Origin of the sequence: Mucilaginibacter terrae (assembly GCF_031951985.1) — a bacterium.
Taxonomy (GTDB): domain Bacteria; phylum Bacteroidota; class Bacteroidia; order Sphingobacteriales; family Sphingobacteriaceae; genus Mucilaginibacter; species Mucilaginibacter terrae_A.
Genome location: NZ_JAVLVU010000001.1, coordinates 230,777 through 256,854 on the forward strand (window position 1 = coordinate 230,777; position 26,078 = coordinate 256,854).

Below are 26,078 nucleotides of genomic sequence, written 5' to 3' on the forward strand. Positions count from 1 at the left end.
CAACTGCCAAGCAGGCTTCTTTTCCTCATAGTATTAATAATAGTCACATAATATTTAGAAATGATTCTTAGTGCCCAGTTGCGGATGAACTACTTTGTAAGCAGCAGGGATAAAGTAACGGTACAACTTAATATGGCGCTAAAAACAGCATTTTTTGATGGTCGTAACTTCTAAAGATAGAATCGCTGGTAGCTAATTTCTATATACTCAAGGTTTTTCCAATCGCTCAAATAAATAATGATATTATTATTTCCATAATTTTTTTTCTATCATATTCAGCATTTGAAAAATCACTTTCTTCAAAATTCTAGACGCCTCTTTATTTATCTATCAAAGCGATTACTTAACAAATAAAAATTTTTTTCTTCAAAGCAGAGTATTAAATATTATTAGACGCGTCCTTGTAATAAATAGATTATAAAGCTATGAAATGAGTTGTTGAGTAATTCTATTCTTCGCGCTTTCAACCGTTTATGTTTAAATCTGAAAATTTAAAAGTTTAAACATTCAAGAAGAATTTGTCTGTTGTCCAGCAAATTAATCGATTTTGAAGATTAGATCAATATAAAGCAATTCATTGAACCGGATGCCGAACAATACTTCGGAAACTAACCAGTACAGACCAGTTACATACTAAAATATTTGTAGAACGAGCAGTTCTAAAGTGTTTCCATTGTCAACGAATAAACTATGCGTGTTATTATTTTTTTGTGTATTTTTTTGTTGAGTTTTTTGAATAATGCTAATGCATTTCAAAAGATTCGGTCTGAATCTCGTTCGAATAAAATGCTATCGCAGGATACTTCGATGGTAGATTCAATTAAAAGGAAGTTAACGAAATCAAAAGGTTTGATGGAGGTTTCCATTCCCATAAAGTCCAACTTTCCATCATATAGTTTACAACAACATCTTAAGGGTAATGTTTCAGGATTATTTTCTACTGAGGGAAGTGGGGAGCCTGGAACTTACCAGTACATGTTCGTTCATGGTACATCCACTCCTTTAATTACGCAGGAAGATATATTGAAGACCCAACCCTTGGTGGTAATTGACGGATTGCCAGTTCTATCTTACGAAAGTCCAGTCGCTTATGACATCCAACGTTCTGATTACAGCTTCAACAGAATTGGTCCTGCCATAAATTTTCTCGCTGGGCTTAATCTAGCTGATATTGAGTCGATAGAGGTTTGGAAAGACTTGTCAAAAACGGCAATATACGGGCCTCGAGGAGCGAATGGTGTAGTTTATATAAAGACCATAGCTGGATCGACAACTTCTAATATGAGCTTCAACTCTTATTTCGGTATCGCCGCAAGACCATCTGTTACAACATTAAATGGCGCTTTTGAAGATAGCTTCAGACAGCGTTTTTATACAAGATATGCTTCCCCTGTACAGTTGCAGTCTTATCCTGGCTTTTTACGTGATTCACTAACGACGAAATACTATGGAAAATCATCTTGGGCCGATGCCTATTATAAAGATGCGCTTATATATAATGCTGACGCGATAATGTCGGGAGGGTCGAAGAGAGCTACGTTCAAATTTAACGTGGGAACACAAAAGAGTGCAGGTAATGCAGATGAGACATCTTTAAATAAATATTATACTTCTATTGATCTCAACATTGTACCTAGGACATGGATAATCGTGAGTGCAAATATAAAAGGTACAAGACTGGACCGTAATCGAAACAGATACAACAGAGACCGGCTGGCCGAAGTCGGGTACTTACCAGATCTTACTGAAGCCCCAGCCCCCAATATTGACAGTTACAATGCTTTCATAAATGAGTTCAATAACGGTTTTGATAAGAATTACAACAATATTGTAAATGGCTTTTTAAATGTGGCTATTAAGTTGCCTTTTGAAATTGATTATAATACCCGGTTTGGGGTTAGTTATAATGAAGGTGGGAGAGATCTATTTTACCCCAGTACATTGCTAGATAATTCTAATTACGCATCCAACTATTTTGGCCTAAGTCAGCGACTGGTTTTTGACAACGTATTTAGCTATAGAGTCAATCACAAATCTAAGCATTCATTTGATTTTGCGGTAGGCAATTCCATTCAATGGGATAATGATAGATACAGTTATTCTTACGCTTATAAAGGTGTGAGTGACTATTTAAAAGTTAATCTTTTAAAGTCTGGAAGCTTTAGTTCAAATGGAGCTTTCAGAGACCAGCTGACATTTAAATACCTTGACCAAACTACTGTAAATCTTTTTTCCTTTTTCTCTTCCACAACTTATAAGTTCAAAGATTATTACAGCGCAAGTTTGTTACTTAGGACTGATGGCGCATCGAATATGCAACCGGTTCACCGATGGTTCATTTCACCGGTTGTGTCGGCATCATGGGATATTAAAAACCATAAGTTGGCCAACTTGTCGACAATTTCGGCTTTAACTCTTAAAGCCAGTGTTGGCCGAATTGGCATTGCTCAGTTGACCGACCGGATCGCTTTGGGAACTCAATACTCTTCAGAATCCGGCTGGGCGAATGATCCGAGAATAGCTTCTTATCTAAATACTGCAACCTTGATGAGGTCTTATCTATACGGATATCTGGGCTATGATATTCCATGGAGTTATAATCAGCAAATAAGTGCTGGCACAAGCTTTGGCTTATTTAAAAACAGATTAATCGGAGAAATAAGTTTTTATTCCACAACTACAAAAAATCAACTTATTAATATTCCGGGTGCTGCTGAGTACGGGTATAAGGGATTGTTTCAACCAGGAATGGATATTAACAATAAAGGCGTCGATTTAATGGTTGGCACGGATGTTTTAAAGTCCAGTACTAAAAAAGGGTTAAAATGGAGCTCTTCTGTAAACATAAATTTCAATCGCAACACTTTAAGGTCTTTACCAAATGGCTTGTCTGAAATTATTATAGGTGATAGAAAATTGCAAGTTGGTCAAGCTGTAGATAAGTTTTGGTTACTGAAAAACAAAGGTATTTATAACTCTGATGAAGAAGTTCCGGTGAATCCGTCAACCGGAAAAAAAGTGGCCTATAAAGGAACTGAAATGAAAGCAGGTGATCCCATTTGGGTTGATACAAATGGTGACTTCAATGTTGACGATAAAGATAAAGTTTTAACAGGCAATATGTTACCTGTAGTTTCAGGAGGTTGGAATAACAGTTTGAAATATAAGAAATGGGACTTACAAACCAGTTTCTACTTTAATGTAGGTAGAAAGATTCTGAATCAAAATATCGCTAATCGCTTCAATTTTATCAACCGTGAAGCAGAGAATAGTATCAATTCGGTTAAAGAGTTCACATTTTGGCAGGAACAGGGAAATACGGCGCTTTACCCTATCTATAATGCATGGAGCCCGGTCGTTCCGTACCGGGAAGAGCAGGATCTTTTTTTGGAAAATGCCTCTTTTTTAAAGCTTCGGAGCATAACCCTCGGTCTCGACCTTACAGATAAGCTGTTAGTGTCAAATAAGGCAACGAGATTTAAGTCTTTTTATGTTTTTGTTTCTGCAAGCAATTTGTTCAAAATAACACCATACTCCGGGCGTGATCCGGAACTGGTGAATACAAATGGTATTGATACTGGTTATGGACTTCCATTGCCGTTGATGCTTACAGGTGGTTTAAAAGTTGATTTTAAATAGTTCAAGATGAAACAATTAAGATATATAATTTTCATTAGCCTATTATTTCCGCTGTTTGGATGTGAGAAGGTTTTAGATGTCGAATCTACGCGTGCTATCGGCGAAGTAAACATGTGGAATAGTTTAGAAGATGCGAGAGCTGCGCTATTCGGTGTATATGCACTTAACCGTGCAGCCATGTCGGATAATAATAGACACATCCTCTATGGTGATGTAAGAATGGCTGATTTTGAGCCTACATCCCGTGTTGATATTAAAGCCATTCATAACAATTTGCTAAATGGGGATTACAAGCTTATCAATGATCTTTCCGATTGGCGCCCATTTTACGCTACGATCAATGCAGCTAATCTCTATCTGGAGAGGATTCACGAAGTGTATGAGAAAGACAAACGATTTGTCGAGCAAACTTATAATTTGGATAGGGCACAAGTAAAGGCGTTGCGAGCCTTCTCCTATTTTTATATGTCAAGGGTATGGGGTGATGTTCCACTCATTTTATCCTCTCATGAAGGTAGTTTTACCAATAAACCCCGAGACTCCCAGGATAAGATCTTTGCATTGATAGAACAAGATCTTCTAGAAGCAGAGCCCAAATTACCTTACGCTTACGACGGTTACGACCCCGAGCAAACAGGGGCTTATTATGGTCAAAATATAGCAACTTACTACGGCTACGGTTATTTGGTTAGTAAACAAGCGGTCTGGACGATCCTTGCACATATGTATGCCTGGAGAGGAGATTATGCGAACGCTGCTATTTATGCGCAAAAGATAGTTGATAAGACAACGCGAGTTTCAGGATCTGGCGCAGCATTAGCCGGAACCTTCCGTAATGTAAATGACGGGCTTACAGTAAACGTTCGTTACATCGGATATATGTGGGCCGCTAATCACCCCGCAGTACTGTTTGCGGTAGCCAGAGGAGAACTGGCGACATCCGGTGTAATTGAAGAATTAACCGCAGCTGATCCCATTGTACCTAACCGAGCGATTCCAGCAATATATGTACCTAAAGACAGTTTGTTCTCTATTTATAACGAGGGCACAGATGCCCGGTTCTCCGTTGATAGTGTAACTAAGCTAGTTAGGTCGGCCGACGGCTTTTTCACAGGATTTGATAAACCCTATCCTGTTTTTAGAAAGATATTTGTGCCATGGTTTAGCTTCCCTAACAAACAAGGTATTAATGTTCCCTCAGATCTAGGCGTTTTCGCCAGTCCGATCGTGTTTAGCAGATTTACTGAGATGGGGTTACTGCTGGCAGAATCAAAAGCGGCATTAAATGATAAAGATGGTGCCATATCAATCTTAAATCAGGTCAGGGTAAATAACGGCGTACCAGCCTATGTAAGTGAGAGAGATAACGGTCCCCTCATCGATGCAATCTTTAAAGAAAGACGACGCGAACTTATTGGTGAGGGTTGGAGATGGTATGATTATGTAAGATTTAAGAAAATCAAAAATAACGATCCCAAGTTTAATCAGCTCATTCAAAGCGGTGGCATCTACTGGCCTGTTTCCCGAAGGTTGATCAGTCAAAATCCGATGTTAACACAATATCCTTATTGGAAATAATATGAAGAAATCGAATTTTATTTTAGTAATGCTTGCCATTTTACCTGGTGTATTGCTATCATCTTGTCAAAAGAGTGAATTAAAAGGTGGCTCATCGGAACGGGGAAAGAGCTTTACTGGTAGTACATACGATTATCTCCAAAGTAAACCAGGAATTTTTGATTCATTGTTATTTGTAATTAACAGGTTGAAATTGACCAATGTGTTAAAATCCGATTCATTAACTCTGTTTGCGGTGACAAACACAAGTTTTAAACTGGCTTCGGATGACTTGAATTCACAAAGGCTGCGTACTGGAAAAAGCCCTATTTACTTGAAGGATTACCGTTTAGATCAATTAGATAGCCTAGCATGCCGCTACATACTTAAAGGGAATTTTTCATCCAAAAGGCTATCTGTTCTTAACGGAATTAATGTTTTTGCCTTTAAATATGGATATGAATTGAATGCTAAAGCAACAGCTTCGTCAGCAATGGGACAAGTTGGCGCAGGGCCTTCATCGATAGTCTATAGCAGTAAAAACAGGACGGAATTTAAAGCTAACTGGTCATCAGCTATTGCATATTCTATTGACATACCTACCAAAAATGGTTTGGTACATATCATTGACGATAAGCATTTTTTTGGATTCGGATATTATAGTAAGCAGCCTTCGACCTCATTTCGTGATTCCCCCTTTAGATTGCCAGAAGCCTTCAATGTTGATTCGGAGCCGTTGGAGGCCGAAGACTATGACAACGGTGGAGCAGGGGTAGCCTATAATGATACTAGAAGCCCTGCTAATGAAATCGATGGGAGATATTGGAATGATGGCGGGCAGTATAGGACCTCAGAAGGCGTTGATATTTGGGTACAACCGGCGGCTTATAATCGTGGCATATACTACAGGCAGGGATACAGAATCGGTGCTATGAGGACCGGGGAATGGACAAATTATTCCATCGATGTACCTGAAGACGGAAACTATGAGATCAAACTTCATTACAGCGTTCAGAATAGCACCGGTAACCCTTCTGCATATTGCGACCTACGACTTGATTGGAAAATTCTTACCAAGCGTGTAGCGCTTCCAATCACGGCAGGTAAAATGGATGAACTGAAAGCCGGCACCTTCTTCTTAACAAAGGGAAATCATTATTTGACTTTTTGTACCATGACTTCCGTACCTGATTTAAGTTTTGACGCTTTTGTATTTAAACGTGTAAACCAATGAACCCAATTAATAGAGCCATGATCTTAAGTAAAACGACAGTCTATTGTATTGCCGCAATTGTTGTTTTTCTTTCCTCCTGTAAAAAGTTATATAATTTACCTGAAGACAAACCTTACCTCAGTCCTGATGCGAATTATACATCTGCACCTATACTTAGACCAATTTTGGGGCGCAATACTATTTTCAGTTATTTCAAATCGGATTATTCCAGCTTCCCTATAAGGTTTGAGATCATTGATTTCACAAATCTTGATCGAACTTCTTCTGACAAATTAGGAATAATGCGTAATACCTATATATGGAAGCGAGCCTATACAGGCCAAGAGACCAGTCTTGACGAAATTAATGGAAAACGAGCTATTGAAGAACGTCCACTTTTTCAAGTCAATTCAGCTGGTGAGTTTATAATGTGGGCGTCTGCCACTGATGCAGATTTCCGGAAATCGCTCCCGGATACAGGTTACCGGTTTAATGTGAAAATCAGCAATGGCGGGGGAGAAAAAATACTGGGACCATTATTTCTGGCACCTTTAGCAACAAGACCTTATGAACCGTCATATCATCTAAACGAGATAACCGCAGCTCCAAGAAAGGAAGTTTCAGGTGCCCTTAAACGGTTAATTCCGGCAACATTGGTGAACATGTTCGGCGCAACCACCGGCAACCCATTGGTCCGCGAAACAGGAGCTGGAACCACGGCACTCAAACAAGATGTATGGGTTTATTTCAAACGTAAAGGAGCAGGAAATACACTTACCATTAAATTTTTTGATAAGGATTCCATCGCAATAAATCCTACAAAGTTTAACGGTACTAAATGGGAGAAGCTTGTCCATGGCTTTAATCCTGTTATTACGCCAACTTCTGTAAAATATGAGGTCGCATATCCAATTCCATTGACAAGTATACCTACCCCTTATACTACATCAGACGGATCTCAGGCATTATTGACTTTTAGTTACAATAGGATCGGTTTTAGTGGTCTTAGGGTTATAGCTACGATGACCTTACCATTTAATATCTATCAACCCGGGGATTGGGAAATCATATTCTTCTTCCATAATGAGAATCCCAAGTTTGAAGACGAATAAGAACATCCGACAAAAGATCAATTATTATTTGGTTTACATTTTACTAAAAATGAAAATATTATTTCCCTTAATGATAATCATTTCACTGTTCACAGCTGAGGGCCTTTCCGCCCAAAGTACCATCAACGTCAGAGGTACGGTTAAAGAGAAAGGAACCGATGCCGGACTGCCCGGAGTAAACATCACATTGGTAGGATCTCCTGATAAAGCGCTAGGTGCAACTCCTGCTGATGGTAGTTTTGCATTTACGGTACCAGTAAAATCAATACTAAGATTTAGTAGAGTAGGCTTTGAAACAAAAGAGGTCGGCGCAGCGCGTATGCTTAACATTGTTCTTAACCCCAGCATAAGTTCTTTAAACGATGTGGTAATCCGTGGATTCGTGGCAAAAACACGAGATTTAAGCTCGGGATCTTCGGTAAAGATTTCAGGTGAAGACTTGCAGCAAGTTCCGGTCGCAAATGCTGAACAATTATTACAAGGCAAAGTTGCTGGTTTAAACGTTCAGGTTAATACCGGGGCACCTGGTTTTCGGGGCAGCGTATTACTAAGGGGGTTATCCAACGTAGATGTTAACGCCTCAACTACAGGGAACGATGCCGACGCCTTTCTTACTCCAACTTCTCCGCTGTATGTTATCGATGGCGTTCCGACTGATGTGGATCCTGCCACAGCCGAAAGTTTCAATTCTTTTGGTGGCGCCAGTCCCTTATCGCTAATCCCTCAGGAAGATATTGCAAATATTGAAGTTCTTAAAGATGCACAAGCAACCTCTTTATATGGATCTCGTGGGGCTTACGGTGTTATCCTTATAACAACACGCCGGGGCATGTCCGCTATACCCAGGTTGCGCTACACGACCAACTTCTTTATAAGCACTCCGCCAAAGCTGCGTGCTACAATTGGAGGGAAGGCCGAGCGTGATCTAAAGTTACAACAGATCTTACAATATGGAAGTTTCAGGGATATAAATACCCTATTAAACTCAAATACAGCTTTGGTTGACAGTTTGAGCCCCTATTATAACAATTCTACCAACTGGCAGGACATTTATTATGGGATGACATACAATCAAACACACAATATTGGCGTAGAAGGAGGCGATAAACGCTTCAATTACAAAACGAATTTTGGCTATTATAAGGAAACCGGTATTCAAGTAAATACCGGAGTAAGTCGGTTTACACTTAACAATAATTTTGAATATAAACCAAGCTCTAAAATTTCTCTTTTCGCTCAGGTTAACGGTAGTATGCTGGACCGAAAGAAGGGAAATGGGGTCGGCTTATTGAACACGGGAGTTGCACGAAGCGCCTCCGCCTCGTCTCTCTTACCCGGACCTTCATTATTTTTGGCATCTAACGACGCTCTTGCTAATCTTAATGTAGATAATAGTAATCCGACAAAGAATCTTAAGACCAACCTCGAGTTTAGCTACTTCCCATTCGCGGGATTTACATTTCGCACAACAGGTAGCTATGACATTTTGAATGCAACTGATTACACCTTCACACCGGCGATCGCCAATAATCAACAAGCAGCGATACAGTACTTTAATGATACCCGTAAAACACTCTATAATAGAAATTTAATTTCGTTCACGAAGAGTTTAAAGGGAGGACATGATTTTACCGTTTTTGGCTTCAACGAAGTTTATTTTAAAACTTATCAGGCAAATGATCTCAAGCAGGTCGGTCTATCGTCAGACCATTACTTAGGACCTCTGGGCTTTATAAGCGCTGCTTCCTCGACAAGGGGTGCGGGATTAAGGGCATATAGCAATTTACGGGCAGTATCGTTTGCCGGCAGTTTCTCATATAATTTTCAAAGGAAGTATGTATTTGACGCGACATACCGAATGGATGCCACATCTTTTAGTGGTGTTGATGATCCTTACACCAGAAGTCCTTCAATCGGTATCCGGTGGAATATGGAAAGAGAAAACATATTTAACAGTTGGAAATGGTTAACCTATAGTTCCTTGCGCTTGACCTGGGGTAAAAACATAACACCTACAGGAAATATATTTAGTGTTTATGGAACTTACAACCCCAACGGAACCTATAATGGACAGTCAAGAATAACTATTGACCCTGCTTTACTCCCCAATAAAAATTTGGGTACGGCTGTTGGTACAACTTACAATATGGGCTACGACATTGGCTTGTTCGATAGCAAGATCCAATTGACATTTGAGTCCTATTACCGTGCCGTGGATCGCCAGGCAAGGACCTTAGCGCTTTCGAATATTATAGGGTTTGAAAATGTTTTAAGTAATGAAGTGTCGATTCGCAACTGGGGTAACGAACTTTCTTTGACCCTTCGCCCTCTTTCCAGAAATAGCAAGGTGAACTGGACCTTTACCGTGAATGGAGCGATGAATAGAGACATGTTGACAAGGTTGCCTGGAGATGTGAAACAAATTGTAATCGGAGGTACGGTGTTGCATGTAGGCCGCAACTCCCTGTCAAATTTTATTTATGAAAATAAAGGTGTCTATTCGACTCAAGCAGATATACCTGTTAATCCTGTAACCGGGCTTCCACTGCGACAGGGGCAAGCAGTTGTAAGTAACCGGACATATGGTGGTGGGTATTTTCAGGCCGGAGATCCAATTTTTGTGGACAGAAATGGGGATTATGTTATAAATGATCAGGATGACCGGACCGTAATCGGAAATTCACAACCCATTTATACAGGTGGGTTTGCAACGACAGTAAGTTATAAGAATTTTTCACTATCAATGAACGGGTCATTCACAATTGACCGCGATCTGATGAACACAGCGATCGCTGATAGATTAGCGATGACAGGGGATCCTTTTGGCCTGCAGGCCGTCTTGCCGTTAAGTGGCTTGAATTTTTGGACAAGACCAGGGGACGTTGCCAAATATTCAAATCCTTATAATTATACACGCTCAATTATAATAAATCCTTTCCGGTCTAATCAAAGCCTGTTTCAAGAAGATGGTTCTTACTTCAAAATAAATGCAGTAACAGTGGGATATACACTTCCAAAACAATTAGCTAGTAAGATTAGGCTTAATAATTTCCGAATCTATGTGACCGGAGATAATCTTGCGACCTTTTCTAGATATAGCGGACCCAATCCGGAAAACGTAACTGCGCTTGGTTTCGATAATTCTGGTGGTTACCCTTTAGCAAGAAGGTATACAGTAGGTATGAATTTAGAACTATAACTTCAGAAAAATGAACTTAAAAAAAGTAGGATTTTGTATGATTGTTTTACTTGGGCTGACGGAGACGGGTTGTAAGAAATTTCTGGAGGTTGAATCGATCGAAAGATTCTCCGGGAATCGCTATTGGAAGTCTCCTAAAGACGTTGAGACCTTTACTATCGATATTTATGCAAGATTGTGGGATAAGTTAAGCAATTCTTGCTTTTGGCCAGCTGCCGGGGAATTCCGACTTGGAGAAATAAGATCGAATACCGCAGCTGCCGGTGTGACAAGCTTTCAATCTAATGATCAGAACCGAAGAGTAGTTTATGATTATTTGGCCAAGAATGATATGAAAGCTGTAGTATATGGTATAGCCGCAAATTCTCCCTGGCTTAGCAACGGTTCTTCTCCAAGGACTTTTAATACAGTGCTGGCTTTTAATTTCTCGGTCAATACCAATTGGACAGATTTTTATAAAGTAATTCAGGAAGCCAATATCATGTATGATCAGGTAAGTAAGGGAATTCCTGGGTTAAGCGATGCAGACAAGCAACGCTATATGGCAGAAGCTGTATTTATCAGATGCCTTACCTATTTTATTATGGTAAGAATTTACGGAGATGTGGCTTATTACACAGATGCCAACCATTCGACGCCTTTGGGTAGAGAAAATTTTATAAGTGTGTTGAATAAATGCATTGCAGAACTTGAACCAGTAAAGAATGATCTTCCCTGGAAATATGATGATCCGGCCTTGAATGGGGTACGTGCGAACCGAGCGGGAGCCATTTCACTTCTAATGAACATGTACATGTGGAATGCTGGATTTGATGAGCCCAATAAGACAAACTGTTACGAGAAAACCGTGGCTTTGGGAAGCGAACTTATTCAGAGTAATCAGCATTCCCTGGTTCCGGCTGAACAAATCAGTAGGATATTTCTAGGAGGAACCGACGAGAGTTTGATCGAGTTAAAGGAAAGTTCGTCCTTTACTTCGGGCTCAAACTTATTCTATAAATCAGCATTTCCCGGTGAACCGGTTGTTTTAACCAAGCATGAAGAAAACGGAACCACTACGCATCTGCATTACAAGAAAGCATATATTGATTTTTTATTCGGTACTGTTAACGATAATAGAGCGGATATGATCCAAAATCGAGATCAGGAGAATGGACGGTTTGCTTTATCCAAATTTGAAGGTGCCGTTTCCGTGCTGGGCTTTCCTGATTGGGCTCTTGTTCTATTCAGATATGCTGATGCATTATTACTTCAAGCTGAAGCTCTTTCCAACTTGGGAAGGGACGGAGAGGCGATTCTTATCGTCAATATGATTAGGAATAGGGCTAATGCTCCTGATGTATCCGGTTTAGGCGGGCAAGAACTTAAAGATGAAATATTCAAGGAACGGGGACGCGAACTCCTTGGCGAAGGTTATCATTTCTTTGATTTGGTACGAACAAGACGAATCCTTGATCCTGCATGGACATCTAATCCATTGTCACCAGATCAGTTTAACAGAGGGGGCTGGACATGGCCGATCGACCCTGCATCTAGAGAACGAAACCCATATATGACATTAAATGATTATTGGTTCTAACAATTTATACTTTCAGATGACCTACTTTAAAAGATTATCGTTTCAAGGACGACTCATAGTTTTATTCTCTTGTTTGCTGTTCACAGCTTGCAAAAAAGATCAATATTATTTTGACGGTGGTAAATCAAATCCTGTTTTTCCGGGAACTACGCTGGAATACCTAAAATCAAACCCGAGAAGCTTTGATACCATTGTGAACATAATCAAAATAGCAGGAATGGAGCGTCAGTTTAACGAGGATACCCTCACCTTTTTTGCTCCACAAGACTATGCAGTTGCCGTATTAATTAAGCAAGTCAATTCCACTTTATTCACTTATGGAAAAGATACGGTGAAGACACTTACTGACATCAACGGGGTAATTTGGCGAAGATATTTGTCAAATTATCTTTTTAAAGGCGCTAATAAGCTCAATGATTATCCACAACTGGACATTGGGTCAAAAGCAATCTTTCCGGGACAGAATTACGTAGCCTATAGCGGCGATGTTTTTAATATAGGAGTACAGTATGCAGATGCCGGCGGCGTGAAATATACAGGTTACCGGCAATTGATTCTCTCCTATATTCCGAATGTTACCCAACCTTTGGATAACTGGATAAGTATTCCGATAACCTCCTCAGATGTGCAGCCAAAGCATGCCGTGGTCCATGTTCTAAGCTCGAATTATCCATTTGGAGCTGACCCACAAAATTTAATACAAGATGTGTTGTTAACTAAGTAATTTGATGTATGTCACATTTAAGAATAAAAAGCTGGTTTATAGCCATTGGCTTTTCATGGCTAACAGTAACTGGCTGCAAGGATGATATTAAAGAATTTGAAAATCCATACTCCGGTGGAAAAGCACCCTTAGGGTTAAAGTTTAATTCCGCAAGTTTCATCGAACCAGCGCAAGGTAGGGCTAATGATACCATAACTGTAAGTATTGTTGGGGCGGAACAATATAAGGACAAACTCCAATTTCAATTTAGTGGCGAGGAAGCGGAAATATTATCAATTAAAGGAGACTTTGTAAAGGTTAAAGTTCCGCCTGGCGGAAGTTCTGGGTCAACCTCCGTGCAAATTGGCGATCAGGTTTTCTTTGGGCCCCAGTTTAAAGTATATGGTAAAGTTTCCGATGACCCATACTTCAAGGCAAAAATAGGTGCTAATAACACGATCTACGATGCCTATAAATTGAAGAATGGGAAATATATTATGGTAGGTGAATTTACAGATTTTAATGAAAAGGGAATAGTCTTGCCTATCAGGAAAATTGCTGAGTCGACTTATGAAGGTGAAATTCAAAGGTCCTTGCAACTAGGCACCGGAGTTGTCAGTGGTTACCTAAGCTCTGTTACCTCAAGCCCTAATGATGCAAATATCTTCGTTGCTGGAAATATGTCCGCCTTCGATCTCAAAGGACCGGTTAAAAACATTACCAGACTTACTTCTTTCGGAGCAATTGACCTGAAGCAGGTCGATACTTACTCATCAAAGAATGGGGGGCCAAGTTACCCGAAGCTTATGGTTCCATCTTTTAATGGTGGAACAGAATCACCTATCAAAAGAATTTTTTATTTCAATAATGGCATTATTGCCGTAGGGGGGTTCAGATTTTACATTTCACATAGATATGATGTTGGAAGGAAAATCACCTACACATCTGGTAATACGACCATAACCACCTATAGAGACAGTCTGGTTAGAGATTCCATTCCTGTCAGGCAAGTTATACGTTTAAAACTGGATGGTAGTCTTGATAACACTTATCATTTTTCTGGAAGCACAACATTGGAAGGCGCTAATGGCAATATCTTAGATGCAGTAATGCAACCAGATGGTAAACTGATACTGGTCGGCGCATTTTCAAAATTTGATAATAAAACTACAGGCGGCATTGTCCGACTGAATACTGATGGAACCGTAGATGATTCCTTTCAAGTTGGAAAGGGTGCTTCCGGTTATATAACAAGCATTAACTGGAACGGTGAGACACAGCGATTTGTACTCACTGGCGTTTTCAGTTCATTCAACAATCGTGCGATCCAAAATTTATTACTTCTAAAAGCTGATGGCTCAATTGATGACACGTTTATTTCGGGAAACTTTGATAGCGGATACCCTTCATTTGCACAACAATTATCAAATGGCCTTATAGTAGTGTCTGGTAATTTCAAGAAGTATAACAATGTACGGCGTGGAGGCTTTACGATCCTAACTTCACAAGGCAATTTAGCGCAGGGATATAACTCATTGGGCGAGTTATCAGGAACGATCACCAGAGTGTTAGAGGAAAGAAATAAGGATAGTAAGCGAAGTATCGTACTGCTCGGCTCGTTTAGAAAATTTGATTCACAAGCAGTTCAAAATATTAAGGGGCTAGTGCTTGAGGATTAGTTAAGTATAAAAGCAATTGAATTATGAAAAGGAATTTTACAACAGCCTTGTTAAGACTGTTTAGTTTTGGCATGTTTCTATTATTAGGAAGCTCCTGTCAAAAAGAGTTTGAAAAAAAGGCACCTGTAGTGGTTAATGATACTGCATTTAATAGTCCAAAAGAAAGAAAAGTTTTGCTTCTTATAGTAGATGGACTAAGAGGAGTCGCTTTAAAAGAAATAGGACCACCGAATATCACGAATTTGTTAAAGAAATCTACATATTCATATTATTCATTAAGTGATGAGGCTTATGATGAAAGTACTTCCTGGGCAGATTTGTTTACTGGTGTTTCGTTAAGTAAGCATGGTGTGACGAATGGGACCTTTAGTCATAATAAATTTGACTTATATCCTCCAGTTTTTCGGCGTATCAAGGAAATTAACCCCAATTTTAGAATCGCAACTTTTTCCTACAGCAATAACTTTACTGATAATCTCACCAACCCTTCATCTGTTGATCTCAAAGCGACTTACGCTAGTGATGCAGAAACTCAGGGTGCCTTGTTGCAGGAATTGACAAATGAAAACGCGGGCTTGGTACTTGCAATGTATAAAAATGTTAATGCTGCCGGTAGCACCGGATCTTACGAATCTTCTGATCAAAAGTATAGAAATGAAATTATTCAATTTGATAATTATGTCGGGCAGGCTATTTCCTCTTTAAAGAATAGAAGAAATTATAATAAAGAAAACTGGTTAGTAATTGTTACTTCCAGTCGTGGGGGCAATGCAAGTGTCGTAAATGATAATACCATTTTTTCCAATCCTAAAATGAACACATTCACTTTGATCTACAATGATAAGTACCAATCAAAATTGATCGACAAACCGTTCACCGGCAACGTGTACGAAGGAAGCTTTGTTCGCTTATATTCGCCCACGGGTGCCGTTGGGGCCAATCAGGAAGCTACCGCCATCAGGGCTGAGTTAAGATTTAGCGATGAACTGAAAAGTTCAACGTTAAATCCTTTGAATTTTAACGGTTCCGATTTTACCATCGAAATAAAGGTCCGCAAAAATTTAAATACGATAGGGACACAGGGTGGCACAGGAAGTAGAAATACCTTTAAATATCAATGGCCAATGTTTTTTGGTAAAAAAACCACAAAAAGATTTGGCAGTACAGGTTGGGGATTTGCTTGGGAAAACGACACTTGGAGATTTTCAATATGGAACTCCAGTAGCAGTTTAGTATTGAATTCAACTGTGGCCACTACGCCGATGGACTTAAATTGGCATTCCCTTGTTGCGTCAATTAAAACGGAGGGGGCGCAAAGGTATCTTAGAACCTATTATGATGGTACGCTAATCGGTAAAGTTGAAGTTACAGCGGCTTTCTTAAATGCAATAGACAACTACAATGCGCCGATAACAATGGGGTATATTCCAGAGGATAACAATGACCCATTTGATGGAAATATCTCGGACGTGAAAATATGGAGAACAGCTCTGCCTGATGATATAATAAAACAGTATGCCAGCGATGTGTTCTTAAGTAGTTCCCATCCATTTTACAATTACCTCGCTGGTTATTGGCCGTGCCGGGATGGAGCAGGGGGGAAGTTCAGAAATGAAGCTATAACCGATGGAAATTTTGACTTTAAGATCTTGAAAGGTGGATCACCATTGGTAAAAGGTACTGAATTAGGAAGTGCTACCGTATGGGAGAAGAGCACCTATGTGGTATGTCCAACTCCTATAGCGAACATATCTACAACAGTGCCTAATTCTAAAGATATTACTCCTCAGATCTTATCCTGGCTTGGGATAGCAGTTAAAGATTCGTGGAACCTGGACGGTAGAGTGTTTTTAAATAATTAAGAACCTAATTTTATGAACATATTACATAGACTGTACGTCAGTATAATAATTGTCGCCGGTGCCCTCCTGGTATTAAATATAGCTTTTTTGTCCTCCTGTCAACGGGAAGATTTTGTAGACAAAGTGAGTTCTACCCCAAGCGTGGTTAAATTCGACTATCCGGCACTGCTAAACGCTGTAAGTATTAATAATATAGCAAAAGCTGACGATAAAATCGTTTTTCCTGTTCAGATTTCACTGGAAAATCCGGCGAACTCTACGTTTACCATTGATCTTAATTCTGAACCTCAGGTTGCAGCTTCTCTGCTGGTTGACAATGCCGCGGTGATCAATATGCCAGAATATTCTATGCCTCAATCAGTTGAGGTGAGGTTTGGTACAAAATATGTGACCTTTGATGTATCAGTTTCCTCAACTACTATAGAACGGAATTATGGTAAAAAATTGGTTTTAGCTATAACCCTTTCAAACCCTTCAAAGTCTCAAAAATTGGATGAAAGTAAAAAAACGGTAGCTTTTTCTATAAATACTAGTGATATAGCTCAAATGGATGATTTACATTTTTTATCATTCACATCAGCGGTAAATAACCCAAGCCAGGTAGTGACTTCTTTGACATCCTCGAATTTAAATACCAATGGTGCAAGTTTTGATAATGGTGGTTTCTCGATCAAAGCTCAAGTTGATCTTGGTGGTAAACCGGCAAGAGGGTTTAAAACGTTAATTGGTTACAACCCCGATACGCTTAAAGCATTGGTCGCTAAAGGGCTGCTTCCTGCGGGCACCGCAATTTTGACGAAGGCTGCCTTGGGGTTGCCGGACGTAATATTGGCGGATTATAAAAGTTCTGTCGTAGTTGAAATGCGAATTAATATGGATAGTATATTTGCGAGGTTCCCCTCAAAGGTTGCAGTTGCATTCACGCTATCTAATCCTGAAAAGTATCAGGTAAATGCGGCAAAAAGCACGCTGGTCTATTTAATTGACCCTTTACGCGTATTTTCCGATATTACAAAAGTACTTAAAAATACTTCACAGCCATTTAAGACGAGCTCCATTGACCCGAATCAAGGCAGGTGGGGTGTCCTTTCGGACTGGCTATTTAATTCACAAGCAAATCTTCACCAATCTTACAGCTTAACAAACGAACTAAATGGTTCATATGGTTCGTTTGATAATAATAATAGTACTCAAATTGCATTCGAATCTGGTTATGCCAATTCCGATTCTGGTAAGCCAGGAGGTTCTCCTACGGCTCCTAATATCACCAACGGGAAGATTTATCAGACAGTAGTATTGCCTCCTGGTACTTATAAATTTGATGCAAACGTCCGCGGCGGTGTAACAACCGATAACACTAAAGGAGCATACAGTGTGGCTGCAATAGGTTCAAACATTCCTGACATCGCCGGGCCAACGACCCCCGCGAATTTTATAGGTAGAGTCGCTATAAATGGGGCAGGAAGTAAATCTTTCAACTTTACACTGAATTCTACCACGACAATTTCTTTGGGGTTTGTTGCTGTGCTTTCGGGTAACCAATCTGTGTTTATTTCGGGAGTTACTCTTACGCGTACTCTAAATCCATAGTTGATTCGCAACTGTTTACAACTTAGAGCGTCGCAAATCATATTAATTAAAGCTAATTAAATCCAGTTGAAACTGATGTGCGTTGAATACTCCTAAATTTTATGAAATCTACACTATATCTATTATTGCAAATCTTTGTACTAGTTATTTTTAGATCAGATGTTTTTTGTCAAGAAGCACACAAATGGGGGGGGCAAAAAGATGGAACGTTTTCCAATCCTGTATTACCCGCCGATTATAGTGATCTTGATGCCATCCGTGTTGGTGATGATTTTTATGCAATATCCTCCACTATGCAGTTTTCTCCAGGGATGGTTATCCTACATTCCAAAGATCTGGTAAATTGGGAAATAGCAGGACATGTGGTCAATGATCTCACCAAGGTCAGTCCTAATTTAGACTGGTCGAGCATGAATAGTTATGGAAGAGGTATCTGGGCAGGGTCGATCCGTTATTATAAAAATAAATTTTGGGTCTATTTTGCTAGTCCGGACGACGGATTTTTCATGAGTTCGGCAACTGATCCTAAAGGTCCTTGGGAACCCCTTCATAAAGTTTGGGATGTGTCAGGGTGGGACGATTGTTGTTCTTTTTGTGATGATGATGGACAACTGTACTTTATAGCCACAAATTTTAAACTCGATCCTAACAACAATAAGAAATACAACATTCATCTGTTTAAGATGTCACAGGATGGTAAGACCCTGTTACCGAACACGGATAGTATTATTCATCAATCTCCGGGTAGTGAGGCAAATAAACTTTATAAGATCAATGGCTTATATTATCATTTTTTTAGTGAAGTAAAAGCAGAAGGACGTGTGATGATGATGGAGAGGTCACAAAATATACATGGTCCGTGGGAAATTAGGCAGTTAAATCATGTGAACAAAACTGTTGATAGAGAGCCAAATCAGGGAGGGCTTATACAATTGAAAGATGGGAAATGGTGGTTTTTTACCCATCATGGCTCTGGTGATTGGGAAGGAAGGGCAGCTAGTTTATTACCTGTAACCTGGATCGATGGTTGGCCAATGATCGGTGAGGTTGGAAAAGATGGTATAGGGAACATGGTATGGTCTGCAAAAGCCCCCATAGCTGTAAATAAAGCTTTGAAGATTCAAACGGATGATGATTTTTCAGCTGTTACTCTTCGTCCACAGTGGGAATGGAACTATCAGCCCAGAAGTGACAAGTGGTCATTATCGGCACGAAAAGGATTTCTTCGACTTATGGCTTTTCGGCCTCTAAAGCCAGATGATACCGTTAGAATATTACTACGGGCTGGTAACACGATTACACAACGTAGCATGAGGACAAAATTTAACATTGCTACGGTGAAAATAGATATTAGTGGAATGTATAATGGTCAATTTGCAGGATTAACACACTTCTCCACAAAATCATACTGTATGATTGGAATTAAACAGGATGGTGAAGATAGAAAGTTAGTATACAGCTCAGATAGTCAAAATTTAATAGGTGTAACGATAACTGGAAGCAATGTTTGGCTCAGGTCAAGCTGGGACTATCAGGGCTTGAACCGTTACTTTTATAGTTTGAATGGAAAGGATTTTCTTCCTTTTGGAAATTCGACCCAATTGACCTGGGGAAGTTACAGAGGTGACAGAGTAGGAATTTTCAATTTTAATAGGTTCGCAACCAAAGGCTATATAGATTTAGATTACTTTGATTACCAATACTCCAAACAATGATCGTTTACATGGTCACACCTGGTGATAAAGTTTCTTGATGCTGTTCCGAAAATGTACTTCAGGTTTGGATTTTAACCCGATTTCGATCACTTATAGTAGCTTAGAATTATTTTCAAGGATGATCTCGCGAATCCAGTTTATAGTCATTGTGACTATACTTGAGTTAGGTCAATTTGACACCATAATTTGACCGATCCAGTACGTTGAAAAAGGAATTGTTTTTTTGACATTTACACCGGTATACGTGGCCAGATTGATCAAGAGGATAGAAATATTATAATAAGTAATTACCAATAAACTAAATGTCAGTAACCTAAAAGAGCTACCCGTTCCTTGAGATGAGGTAAATATGGGATGTCAATTTCATGTTTGATTAAAAGTTCTCAGTTTGAGAATGTTTGTAAATGTGCGCTCCTTAATTAGCAAGGATTACTTCGCAGGCCATTTCCCTCAGGATACGTTTAAGAAACAGTAAATGAGAATACATTTTATTGGAAAATATGTAAATCTGCCAAACTATTCCTTCAGGGTAGCCCCAATTAGGTGTTTAAGTTATACGTGGCACTCCAGGAATCAGTTATGAATCACATGTATCGCGCAGTTCAATTACTCTGAGAAAATATGCGAACGATGAGAGAGCGCTTGTGGCATAAAATTATAGAATTCTTGTATCATTTATCCTGCACTTCAAATTTTAAAGATTATCATTTTAACCCATTTAGAATGTATACTTCTCACACATGCTTCTTTATATTAAATATACTTATCAATCAATGACTCGTTTCTTGTTCTGTTTGACTATTTGTTTCTGTTCATTTTTCCAATGTTTTGGACAAAAAAATGATTTACTATGGTATAATACCCCTGCAAAAAAATGGACCGAGGCTTTACCCGTAGGAAATGGGATGTTAGGCGCCATGATTTACGGCGAGCCGTCAAACGAGTTGCTACAGCTTAATGAAGCAACGTTGTGGAGCGGGGGACCCGTAAAACCAAATGTGAATCCAAAAGCGCCTGAATACTTGAGACAAACCCGGGAATTACTCCTGCAAAATGAGAACTATCAAGAAGCAAATACAGAAGTCAGGAAAATGCAGGGAGTTTATTCGCAATCCTACCTGCCGTTGGCAGATCTGAAATTGAAGCAAAATATCGGAGCCCCTCAGTTTGAGGGCTACGTAAGAGATCTCTCCATCGATAAAAGTCTGGCTTCCGTATACTTTAGGGCCAATGGCGTAAACTATAAACGTGAAATTATAGCCACAGCGCCGGGTAAAGCCATTGTGATTCGGTTAAGTGCAAATAAGCCTGGAATGATCAGTTTTATTGCCAGTGTAAGTAGCCGGCTAAACGGCATAACTAGCGCAGACGGGAGTCATGGGATCATGTTTAATGGAAAAGCGCCATCCCAAGTTGATCCTAATTATGTAAATTATAATGCAAAGCCAATTAGCTATGATGATGATGATTGTCGCGGTATGCGGGTTGCGATGCAGGTTAGAGCTGTATTGAATGGTGGAAGTATCAAATCAGATAGTTCAGGAATAAACGTTGAAAAAGCAGACGAAGTATTGCTATTCATTTGTGCTGCTACCAGTTTTAATGGCTTTGATAAGTGCCCTGTAAGTGAGGGGAAGGATGAAAGAATAATCTGCAATGAGAATCTTGCAGCGGCTATTAAGCGCCCTTGGAATATGCTGTATAGTGAACATCTGGCAGATTATTCTCATTATTTCAATCGGGTAAAATTTGCTTTAGGGGCTGTTGAGGATAGTCCGAATGCAAAGCTTCCTACCGATGAGCGCCTTTTAGCATTTAGCAAAGGTGCAACTGACCCGAAATTTGAAACGCTTTTGTACCAATATGGCAGATATCTTCTTATTAGTTCCTCCCGGCCCGGCGGGCCTCCTGCAAATCTGCAGGGTATTTGGAATAATTTGATGAGAGCACCTTGGAGTTCAAACTACACTATTAATATTAACACCCAAATGAATTATTGGCCCGCTGCAATAAGCAATTTGGAAGAAATGGAATACCCCTTATTTGAGTTTATCAATGATATAGCGGTAACTGGCAAAGAAACAGCCATGGATTTTTATAAAATGAAAGGTTGGGTAGCCCATCATAATAGTGACATATGGGCTTTGAGCAATCCGGTAGGTAATTTAGGAAAGGGCGACCCCAAGTGGGCAAACTGGTATATGGCAGCGCCCTGGCTAAGCCGACATTTATTTGAACATTACCGTTTTAGTCAGGACAAAGACTTTTTAAAAAAGGCATATCCGGTGATGAAAGGAGCAGCAGAGTTTTTAGTTGACTATTTGGTAGAAGATAAGAATGGCTATTTGGTTACGGCTCCATCATTTTCTCCGGAAAACGATTATTTCGATGATAAGGGAAAAAAGGCTAACACTTCGATCGCAACAACTATGGACATGTCTATTGTCCGTGACCATTTCCGAAATTGTATAGAAGCATCAGAAGCTTTAAAGATCGATCCTGAATTCAGAAAACTTCTTCAGGCAAAGTCGGAAAGATTGTATCCTCTTCATATTGGCAAAGAGGGTAATTTACAAGAGTGGTACAAAGATTGGAGAGACGTTGATCCACATCACCGTCACGTAAGTCATCTTTTTGGCTTGCATCCTGGCCGTGAGATATCTCCATTGCTTCATGCCGATTTAGCTGCTGCAAGTAGAAGAACCCTCGAACTACGTGGTGATGCAGGGACTGGTTGGAGCCTTGCATGGAAGATTAACTTTTGGGCACGTTTACTTGATGGTGATCATGCTTATAAATTAGTCCGTGATTTGATGCGTGACCTGAGTGTCTCAAAAGGCGGTGGATTGTATCCAAACCTTTTCGACGCTCATCCTCCATTTCAAATTGATGGAAATTTCGGTGCAACCTCTGGAATAACAGAAATGCTGCTGCAAAGCCATCTTGGTGAATTGCATCTCTTGCCAGCGCTTCCGAAGTCCTGGGCAAGCGGGAATATATCCGGGCTTAAAGCCAGAGGCGCTTTTACTGTTGATATGGAATGGAATGCCGGTAAACTAACATCTGCATTGATCAGATCCGGAAATGGTGGTAGTTGTGTGTTAAGAACGACTGTGCCTATTCATATTGATGGTATTAAGCAAAAAGTTACCAGATCGGGCAGATGGTACCTCACAACGTTTTTAACTAAAAAAAGAGGAATTTATAAAATAAGGGTTTGAGGACGGTAAGAACCGGCCTTGCTCTTATGTACAAGATAGCAGTGTCAAAAATGTCTTACTTCAATTGGATTGATCGTCACTTGTTTAAGAGTTGAGGTCATTGGGGTTTTGACTGGTTTTCATCATATGCGTTATGCACATCTGAATCAGCGCTTGACAAACTTACGCTTGATAGAAGGTCGATGAAGTTTTTCATAAATAAATCATTATTTCAATTTGTTAAGGTGTTTAACTAATTCTATTCAGCGTGAAGTTTGCCAATATTTATCAATCGATCTCTCCAGCAACTTTATTCAGATGGCACGCAGCTTTGGTTGGAATTACTTTTTTTCTTGAACTAAATAACGCGGTTGCACAATCTTCAGGCTCAACACCCCCTGGCATTTTTGAAGAGTGGGTGAAAAAGCGGCCGCGGGAAAAAGTTTATATTAATACGGATAGAAATGTTTATTTTAAAGGTGACACCATCTGGTTCAACGCTTATATCGTTTCAGGAACAGGTAATCAGCTTTCCAGTCTTAGTGGTGCTTTATATGTTGAACTTTTAGTGAATTCAGGCAAAATTTCGGAGCTTAAAATTCCGGTTTTTAATGGCCTTGCTAAGGGGTGTATTGCTACTGACCATACAATAGCCGACGGCGATTACAGCATTCGTGCATATACCCGGCTTATGAGAAATGACCCGGCATCTTTTTTTCAAAAGAATGTATATATTGGTGATTCCAAAGTCACCCATATTAGATCTTCCATTCTAAGCTCCTCTCACATGCAGAATGGAGCACATTCGGTCGACCTGAAGTACACAGATACCAATGGAGAACCGATAGTGACCAAGTCGTTTAAATATGACATAATTGTAGGCCCCGATACATTGAAAAGTGGAACATCGTCCACTGATGGTAACGGAAGCCTTAGTTTAAATTTTAAATCTTCTTCCCATTTACCTTATGCAAATATTAAGGTTGAACTAAATAATGAGAGCCTCAATACAGTTGTTGCCATTGACCGAAATTCAGCTTTGGACCTCCAGATCCTCCCTGAAGGCGGGACACTGGTGGAGGGAATACAATCTCGCATGGCTGTTAAATGCTTAGGGCCCGATGGTTATGGGAGGAATGTCATAGGGGAAATTGTCGATAATCTGGGCGTAAAGGTGGCAGATTTCGATACCAAACATTATGGCATGGGACAATTCTTTTTTGTGCCTGAAAAAGATAAGACCTATACTGCTATTGTAGGCGATAAAAGTGCTTTATCCACAAAAGTTAATTTACCTGCCGCTGCTCCTGATGGAGTTACTTTTTCTGCATACACGAATATTCCGGACACGATAACCGTACGGATCCAATCCTCCCCATCAATTTTTAGCTCAAAATATGTTTGGCATTTGGTGGGTATTGCGGGAAATGAATTGGTTTTAAAAAAAGATTTTACGTTGGCTGGCTCACTCTTATCATTTAAAATACCTGGTAATGGCCTGCCACCCGGCGTGCTCCAATTAACGCTTTTTTCAGATAAATATGAGCCCATTGCTGAACGGCTCGTATTTAATTATCCTATAATAAAAGCTTCGTTGACCATCTCGAACCTGAAAGATGTTTTTTTGCCTCGTCAGAAGATAAATATTAATTTGCATAGTGAGGCTGACGCTCATCCTGTTGTCGGTAGCTATTCTGTTTCTGTAACCAATGAGAAGTTCCTTGGAGTGGCGGAAGATGATGAACATACTTTACAGGGTTCATTACTGTTATGTTCTGATGTTAAAGGAAATGTTGAACATCCTAACTATTATTTTCACAACGTGGATGATAAAAAGAAAGCGCAGCTTGACCTGCTATTGCGGACACAGGGATATCGGAGTTTTAATTGGAAAGACCTTAAAGATGAGAAAAAGCCATCTTTTAGTCCGGAAGGCCTTGGAACGGTTTTCAGTGGGTCAGCAAAAACACTTTTTGGAAAGCCTTATCCCGGAGCGGATATAACTATTTTGTCGATAAAGGCGAAGCTTTTTCAGCAAACAAAAACTGATACCTTGGGCAGATTTTCTTTTCCCCCATTTATATTGGCCGACAGTGTGAAAATTACTTTTAAGGCAAGTGCACCTGACAAGAAACGGAGATTAGCAATAGAAATAGATTCGATTCCGGGATTTCATCCGCTGATCAATGAATCTTATAATTATATGTTTAACAATACTTATCAGACGCACCAGTTAGCGGACATTTTTAATTTCAAAAATGAACAGCAAAAATATGGCGGTGGGATTAAGCGGATAGACCTTAAAGAGGTTGTTGTTAAGTCCAAACAAAACAGGCTACGTTCCAACAATTACAATGGGGCGGGAAGGGCTGATCAGGTGATACTTGGTGCTCAACTTAAACCATGTGCTAATTTGTCAATTTGTTTGGCCGGCATATTAAATGGGGTTGTCTTTAAAACTGTCGATACGGATCTTGGGGTTGTAGTTGCGCCTTTTTTAACACGAGGAGGTCCTCATAGTCGTCCAATGCAGTTGTATTGGAACGGCTTGCAAATTGACCTTCACGACTATCCAACGTACCTCGAACAGAATATCGAAAATCCGCAGGATATAGAGTCGATCGAAATATTGAAAAACGACAACTACACCAGTATTTATGGTGCGCAAAACCGCGGAGTCATCGTGGTCACTACAAGGGGTAACAACCTGTCTGGGAATAAGTTAAATTTAAGCACGCGTTTATTCCAACCAACTGGCTTTAGCAAGGTAAGGGATTTCTACGTACCTAAATATGATATAAGCTCAAAAATTCAGAAACCAGATTTTAGACCTACTGTTTACTGGAACCCATCGGTTATAACTTCTTCTAAAGGAGATGTACCAATTGAATTTTACAACACGGATGATTCCGGGATGTTCAGAATGACAATTGAAGGTATTACACCGGATGGTATAATGTCACGCAACGTATACCGGTACAAAGTTCAACAGTGAAGCATTGTTATTCAATTGATTCCAATTTACACAAT

General features: G+C 39.7%; 13 protein-coding genes. All 13 read left to right on the forward strand.

What is annotated here, in order from left to right; translation table 11 throughout:
* Positions 1-807: 807 nt before the first annotated feature.
* The 13 genes from QE417_RS01090 to QE417_RS01150 all read left to right on the forward strand — a co-directional run bounded on the left by QE417_RS01090 (position 808) and on the right by QE417_RS01150 (position 26,043).
* The gene (locus QE417_RS01090; protein ID WP_311946964.1) at positions 808-3,639 is read left to right on the forward strand and encodes a SusC/RagA family TonB-linked outer membrane protein; all 2,832 of its coding nucleotides are present in this window, start codon (positions 808-810) and stop codon (positions 3,637-3,639) included.
* A gap of 6 nt (positions 3,640-3,645) precedes the next feature.
* On the forward strand, positions 3,646-5,217 hold the full coding sequence (locus tag QE417_RS01095; RefSeq protein ID WP_311946966.1) for a RagB/SusD family nutrient uptake outer membrane protein: 1,572 nt from the start codon (positions 3,646-3,648) through the stop codon (positions 5,215-5,217).
* A 1-nt stretch (position 5,218) separates the two neighbouring features.
* The gene (locus QE417_RS01100) at positions 5,219-6,430 is read left to right on the forward strand and encodes a fasciclin domain-containing protein (protein ID WP_311946968.1); all 1,212 of its coding nucleotides are present in this window, start codon (positions 5,219-5,221) and stop codon (positions 6,428-6,430) included.
* On the forward strand, positions 6,427-7,521 hold the full coding sequence (locus QE417_RS01105; protein WP_311946970.1) for a DUF5007 domain-containing protein: 1,095 nt from the start codon (positions 6,427-6,429) through the stop codon (positions 7,519-7,521). The genes QE417_RS01100 and QE417_RS01105 overlap by 4 nt, the downstream gene beginning before the upstream one ends.
* Positions 7,522-7,570: 49 nt before the next feature.
* Complete coding sequence (locus tag QE417_RS01110; RefSeq protein WP_311946972.1) at positions 7,571-10,720, forward strand: SusC/RagA family TonB-linked outer membrane protein; 3,150 nt, start codon at positions 7,571-7,573, stop codon at positions 10,718-10,720.
* Positions 10,721-10,730: 10 nt separating this feature from the next.
* Positions 10,731-12,299: a RagB/SusD family nutrient uptake outer membrane protein gene (locus QE417_RS01115; protein ID WP_311946974.1), complete on the forward strand. Its 1,569-nt coding sequence runs from the start codon at positions 10,731-10,733 to the stop codon at positions 12,297-12,299.
* A gap of 16 nt (positions 12,300-12,315) precedes the next feature.
* Positions 12,316-13,023: a hypothetical protein gene (locus QE417_RS01120; protein ID WP_311946976.1), complete on the forward strand. Its 708-nt coding sequence runs from the start codon at positions 12,316-12,318 to the stop codon at positions 13,021-13,023.
* Positions 13,024-13,031: 8 nt separating this feature from the next.
* On the forward strand, positions 13,032-14,681 hold the full coding sequence (locus QE417_RS01125; protein WP_311946978.1) for a DUF5008 domain-containing protein: 1,650 nt from the start codon (positions 13,032-13,034) through the stop codon (positions 14,679-14,681).
* A gap of 23 nt (positions 14,682-14,704) precedes the next feature.
* The gene (locus QE417_RS01130; protein WP_311946980.1) at positions 14,705-16,543 is read left to right on the forward strand and encodes a LamG-like jellyroll fold domain-containing protein; all 1,839 of its coding nucleotides are present in this window, start codon (positions 14,705-14,707) and stop codon (positions 16,541-16,543) included.
* 12 nt (positions 16,544-16,555) lie between these two features.
* Positions 16,556-18,133 carry a DUF5013 domain-containing protein gene (locus QE417_RS01135; RefSeq protein WP_311946982.1) on the forward strand — a complete coding sequence of 526 codons (1,578 nt, stop codon included), beginning with the start codon at positions 16,556-16,558 and terminating at the stop codon, positions 18,131-18,133.
* Positions 18,134-18,234: 101 nt separating this feature from the next.
* Positions 18,235-19,848: a glycoside hydrolase family 43 protein gene (locus tag QE417_RS01140; protein ID WP_311946984.1), complete on the forward strand. Its 1,614-nt coding sequence runs from the start codon at positions 18,235-18,237 to the stop codon at positions 19,846-19,848.
* Positions 19,849-20,588: 740 nt separating this feature from the next.
* Positions 20,589-23,069: a glycoside hydrolase family 95 protein gene (locus QE417_RS01145; protein WP_311946986.1), complete on the forward strand. Its 2,481-nt coding sequence runs from the start codon at positions 20,589-20,591 to the stop codon at positions 23,067-23,069.
* A 247-nt stretch (positions 23,070-23,316) separates the two neighbouring features.
* On the forward strand, positions 23,317-26,043 hold the full coding sequence (locus QE417_RS01150; protein WP_311946988.1) for a hypothetical protein: 2,727 nt from the start codon (positions 23,317-23,319) through the stop codon (positions 26,041-26,043).
* Positions 26,044-26,078 lie beyond the last annotated feature (35 nt).

Coding starts and splice junctions, on each gene's coding strand:
- QE417_RS01105 (WP_311946970.1), top strand. CDS start 6,427: ATGAACCCAATTAATAGAGCCATGATCTTAAGTAAAACGACAGTCTAT.
- QE417_RS01135 (WP_311946982.1), top strand. CDS start 16,556: ATGAACATATTACATAGACTGTACGTCAGTATAATAATTGTCGCCGGT.
- QE417_RS01120 (WP_311946976.1), top strand. CDS start 12,316: ATGACCTACTTTAAAAGATTATCGTTTCAAGGACGACTCATAGTTTTA.
- QE417_RS01100 (WP_311946968.1), top strand. CDS start 5,219: ATGAAGAAATCGAATTTTATTTTAGTAATGCTTGCCATTTTACCTGGT.
- QE417_RS01125 (WP_311946978.1), top strand. CDS start 13,032: ATGTCACATTTAAGAATAAAAAGCTGGTTTATAGCCATTGGCTTTTCA.
- QE417_RS01130 (WP_311946980.1), top strand. CDS start 14,705: ATGAAAAGGAATTTTACAACAGCCTTGTTAAGACTGTTTAGTTTTGGC.
- QE417_RS01090 (WP_311946964.1), top strand. CDS start 808: ATGGTAGATTCAATTAAAAGGAAGTTAACGAAATCAAAAGGTTTGATG.
- QE417_RS01110 (WP_311946972.1), top strand. CDS start 7,571: ATGAAAATATTATTTCCCTTAATGATAATCATTTCACTGTTCACAGCT.
- QE417_RS01145 (WP_311946986.1), top strand. CDS start 20,589: ATGCTTCTTTATATTAAATATACTTATCAATCAATGACTCGTTTCTTG.
- QE417_RS01140 (WP_311946984.1), top strand. CDS start 18,235: ATGAAATCTACACTATATCTATTATTGCAAATCTTTGTACTAGTTATT.
- QE417_RS01095 (WP_311946966.1), top strand. CDS start 3,646: ATGAAACAATTAAGATATATAATTTTCATTAGCCTATTATTTCCGCTG.
- QE417_RS01115 (WP_311946974.1), top strand. CDS start 10,731: ATGAACTTAAAAAAAGTAGGATTTTGTATGATTGTTTTACTTGGGCTG.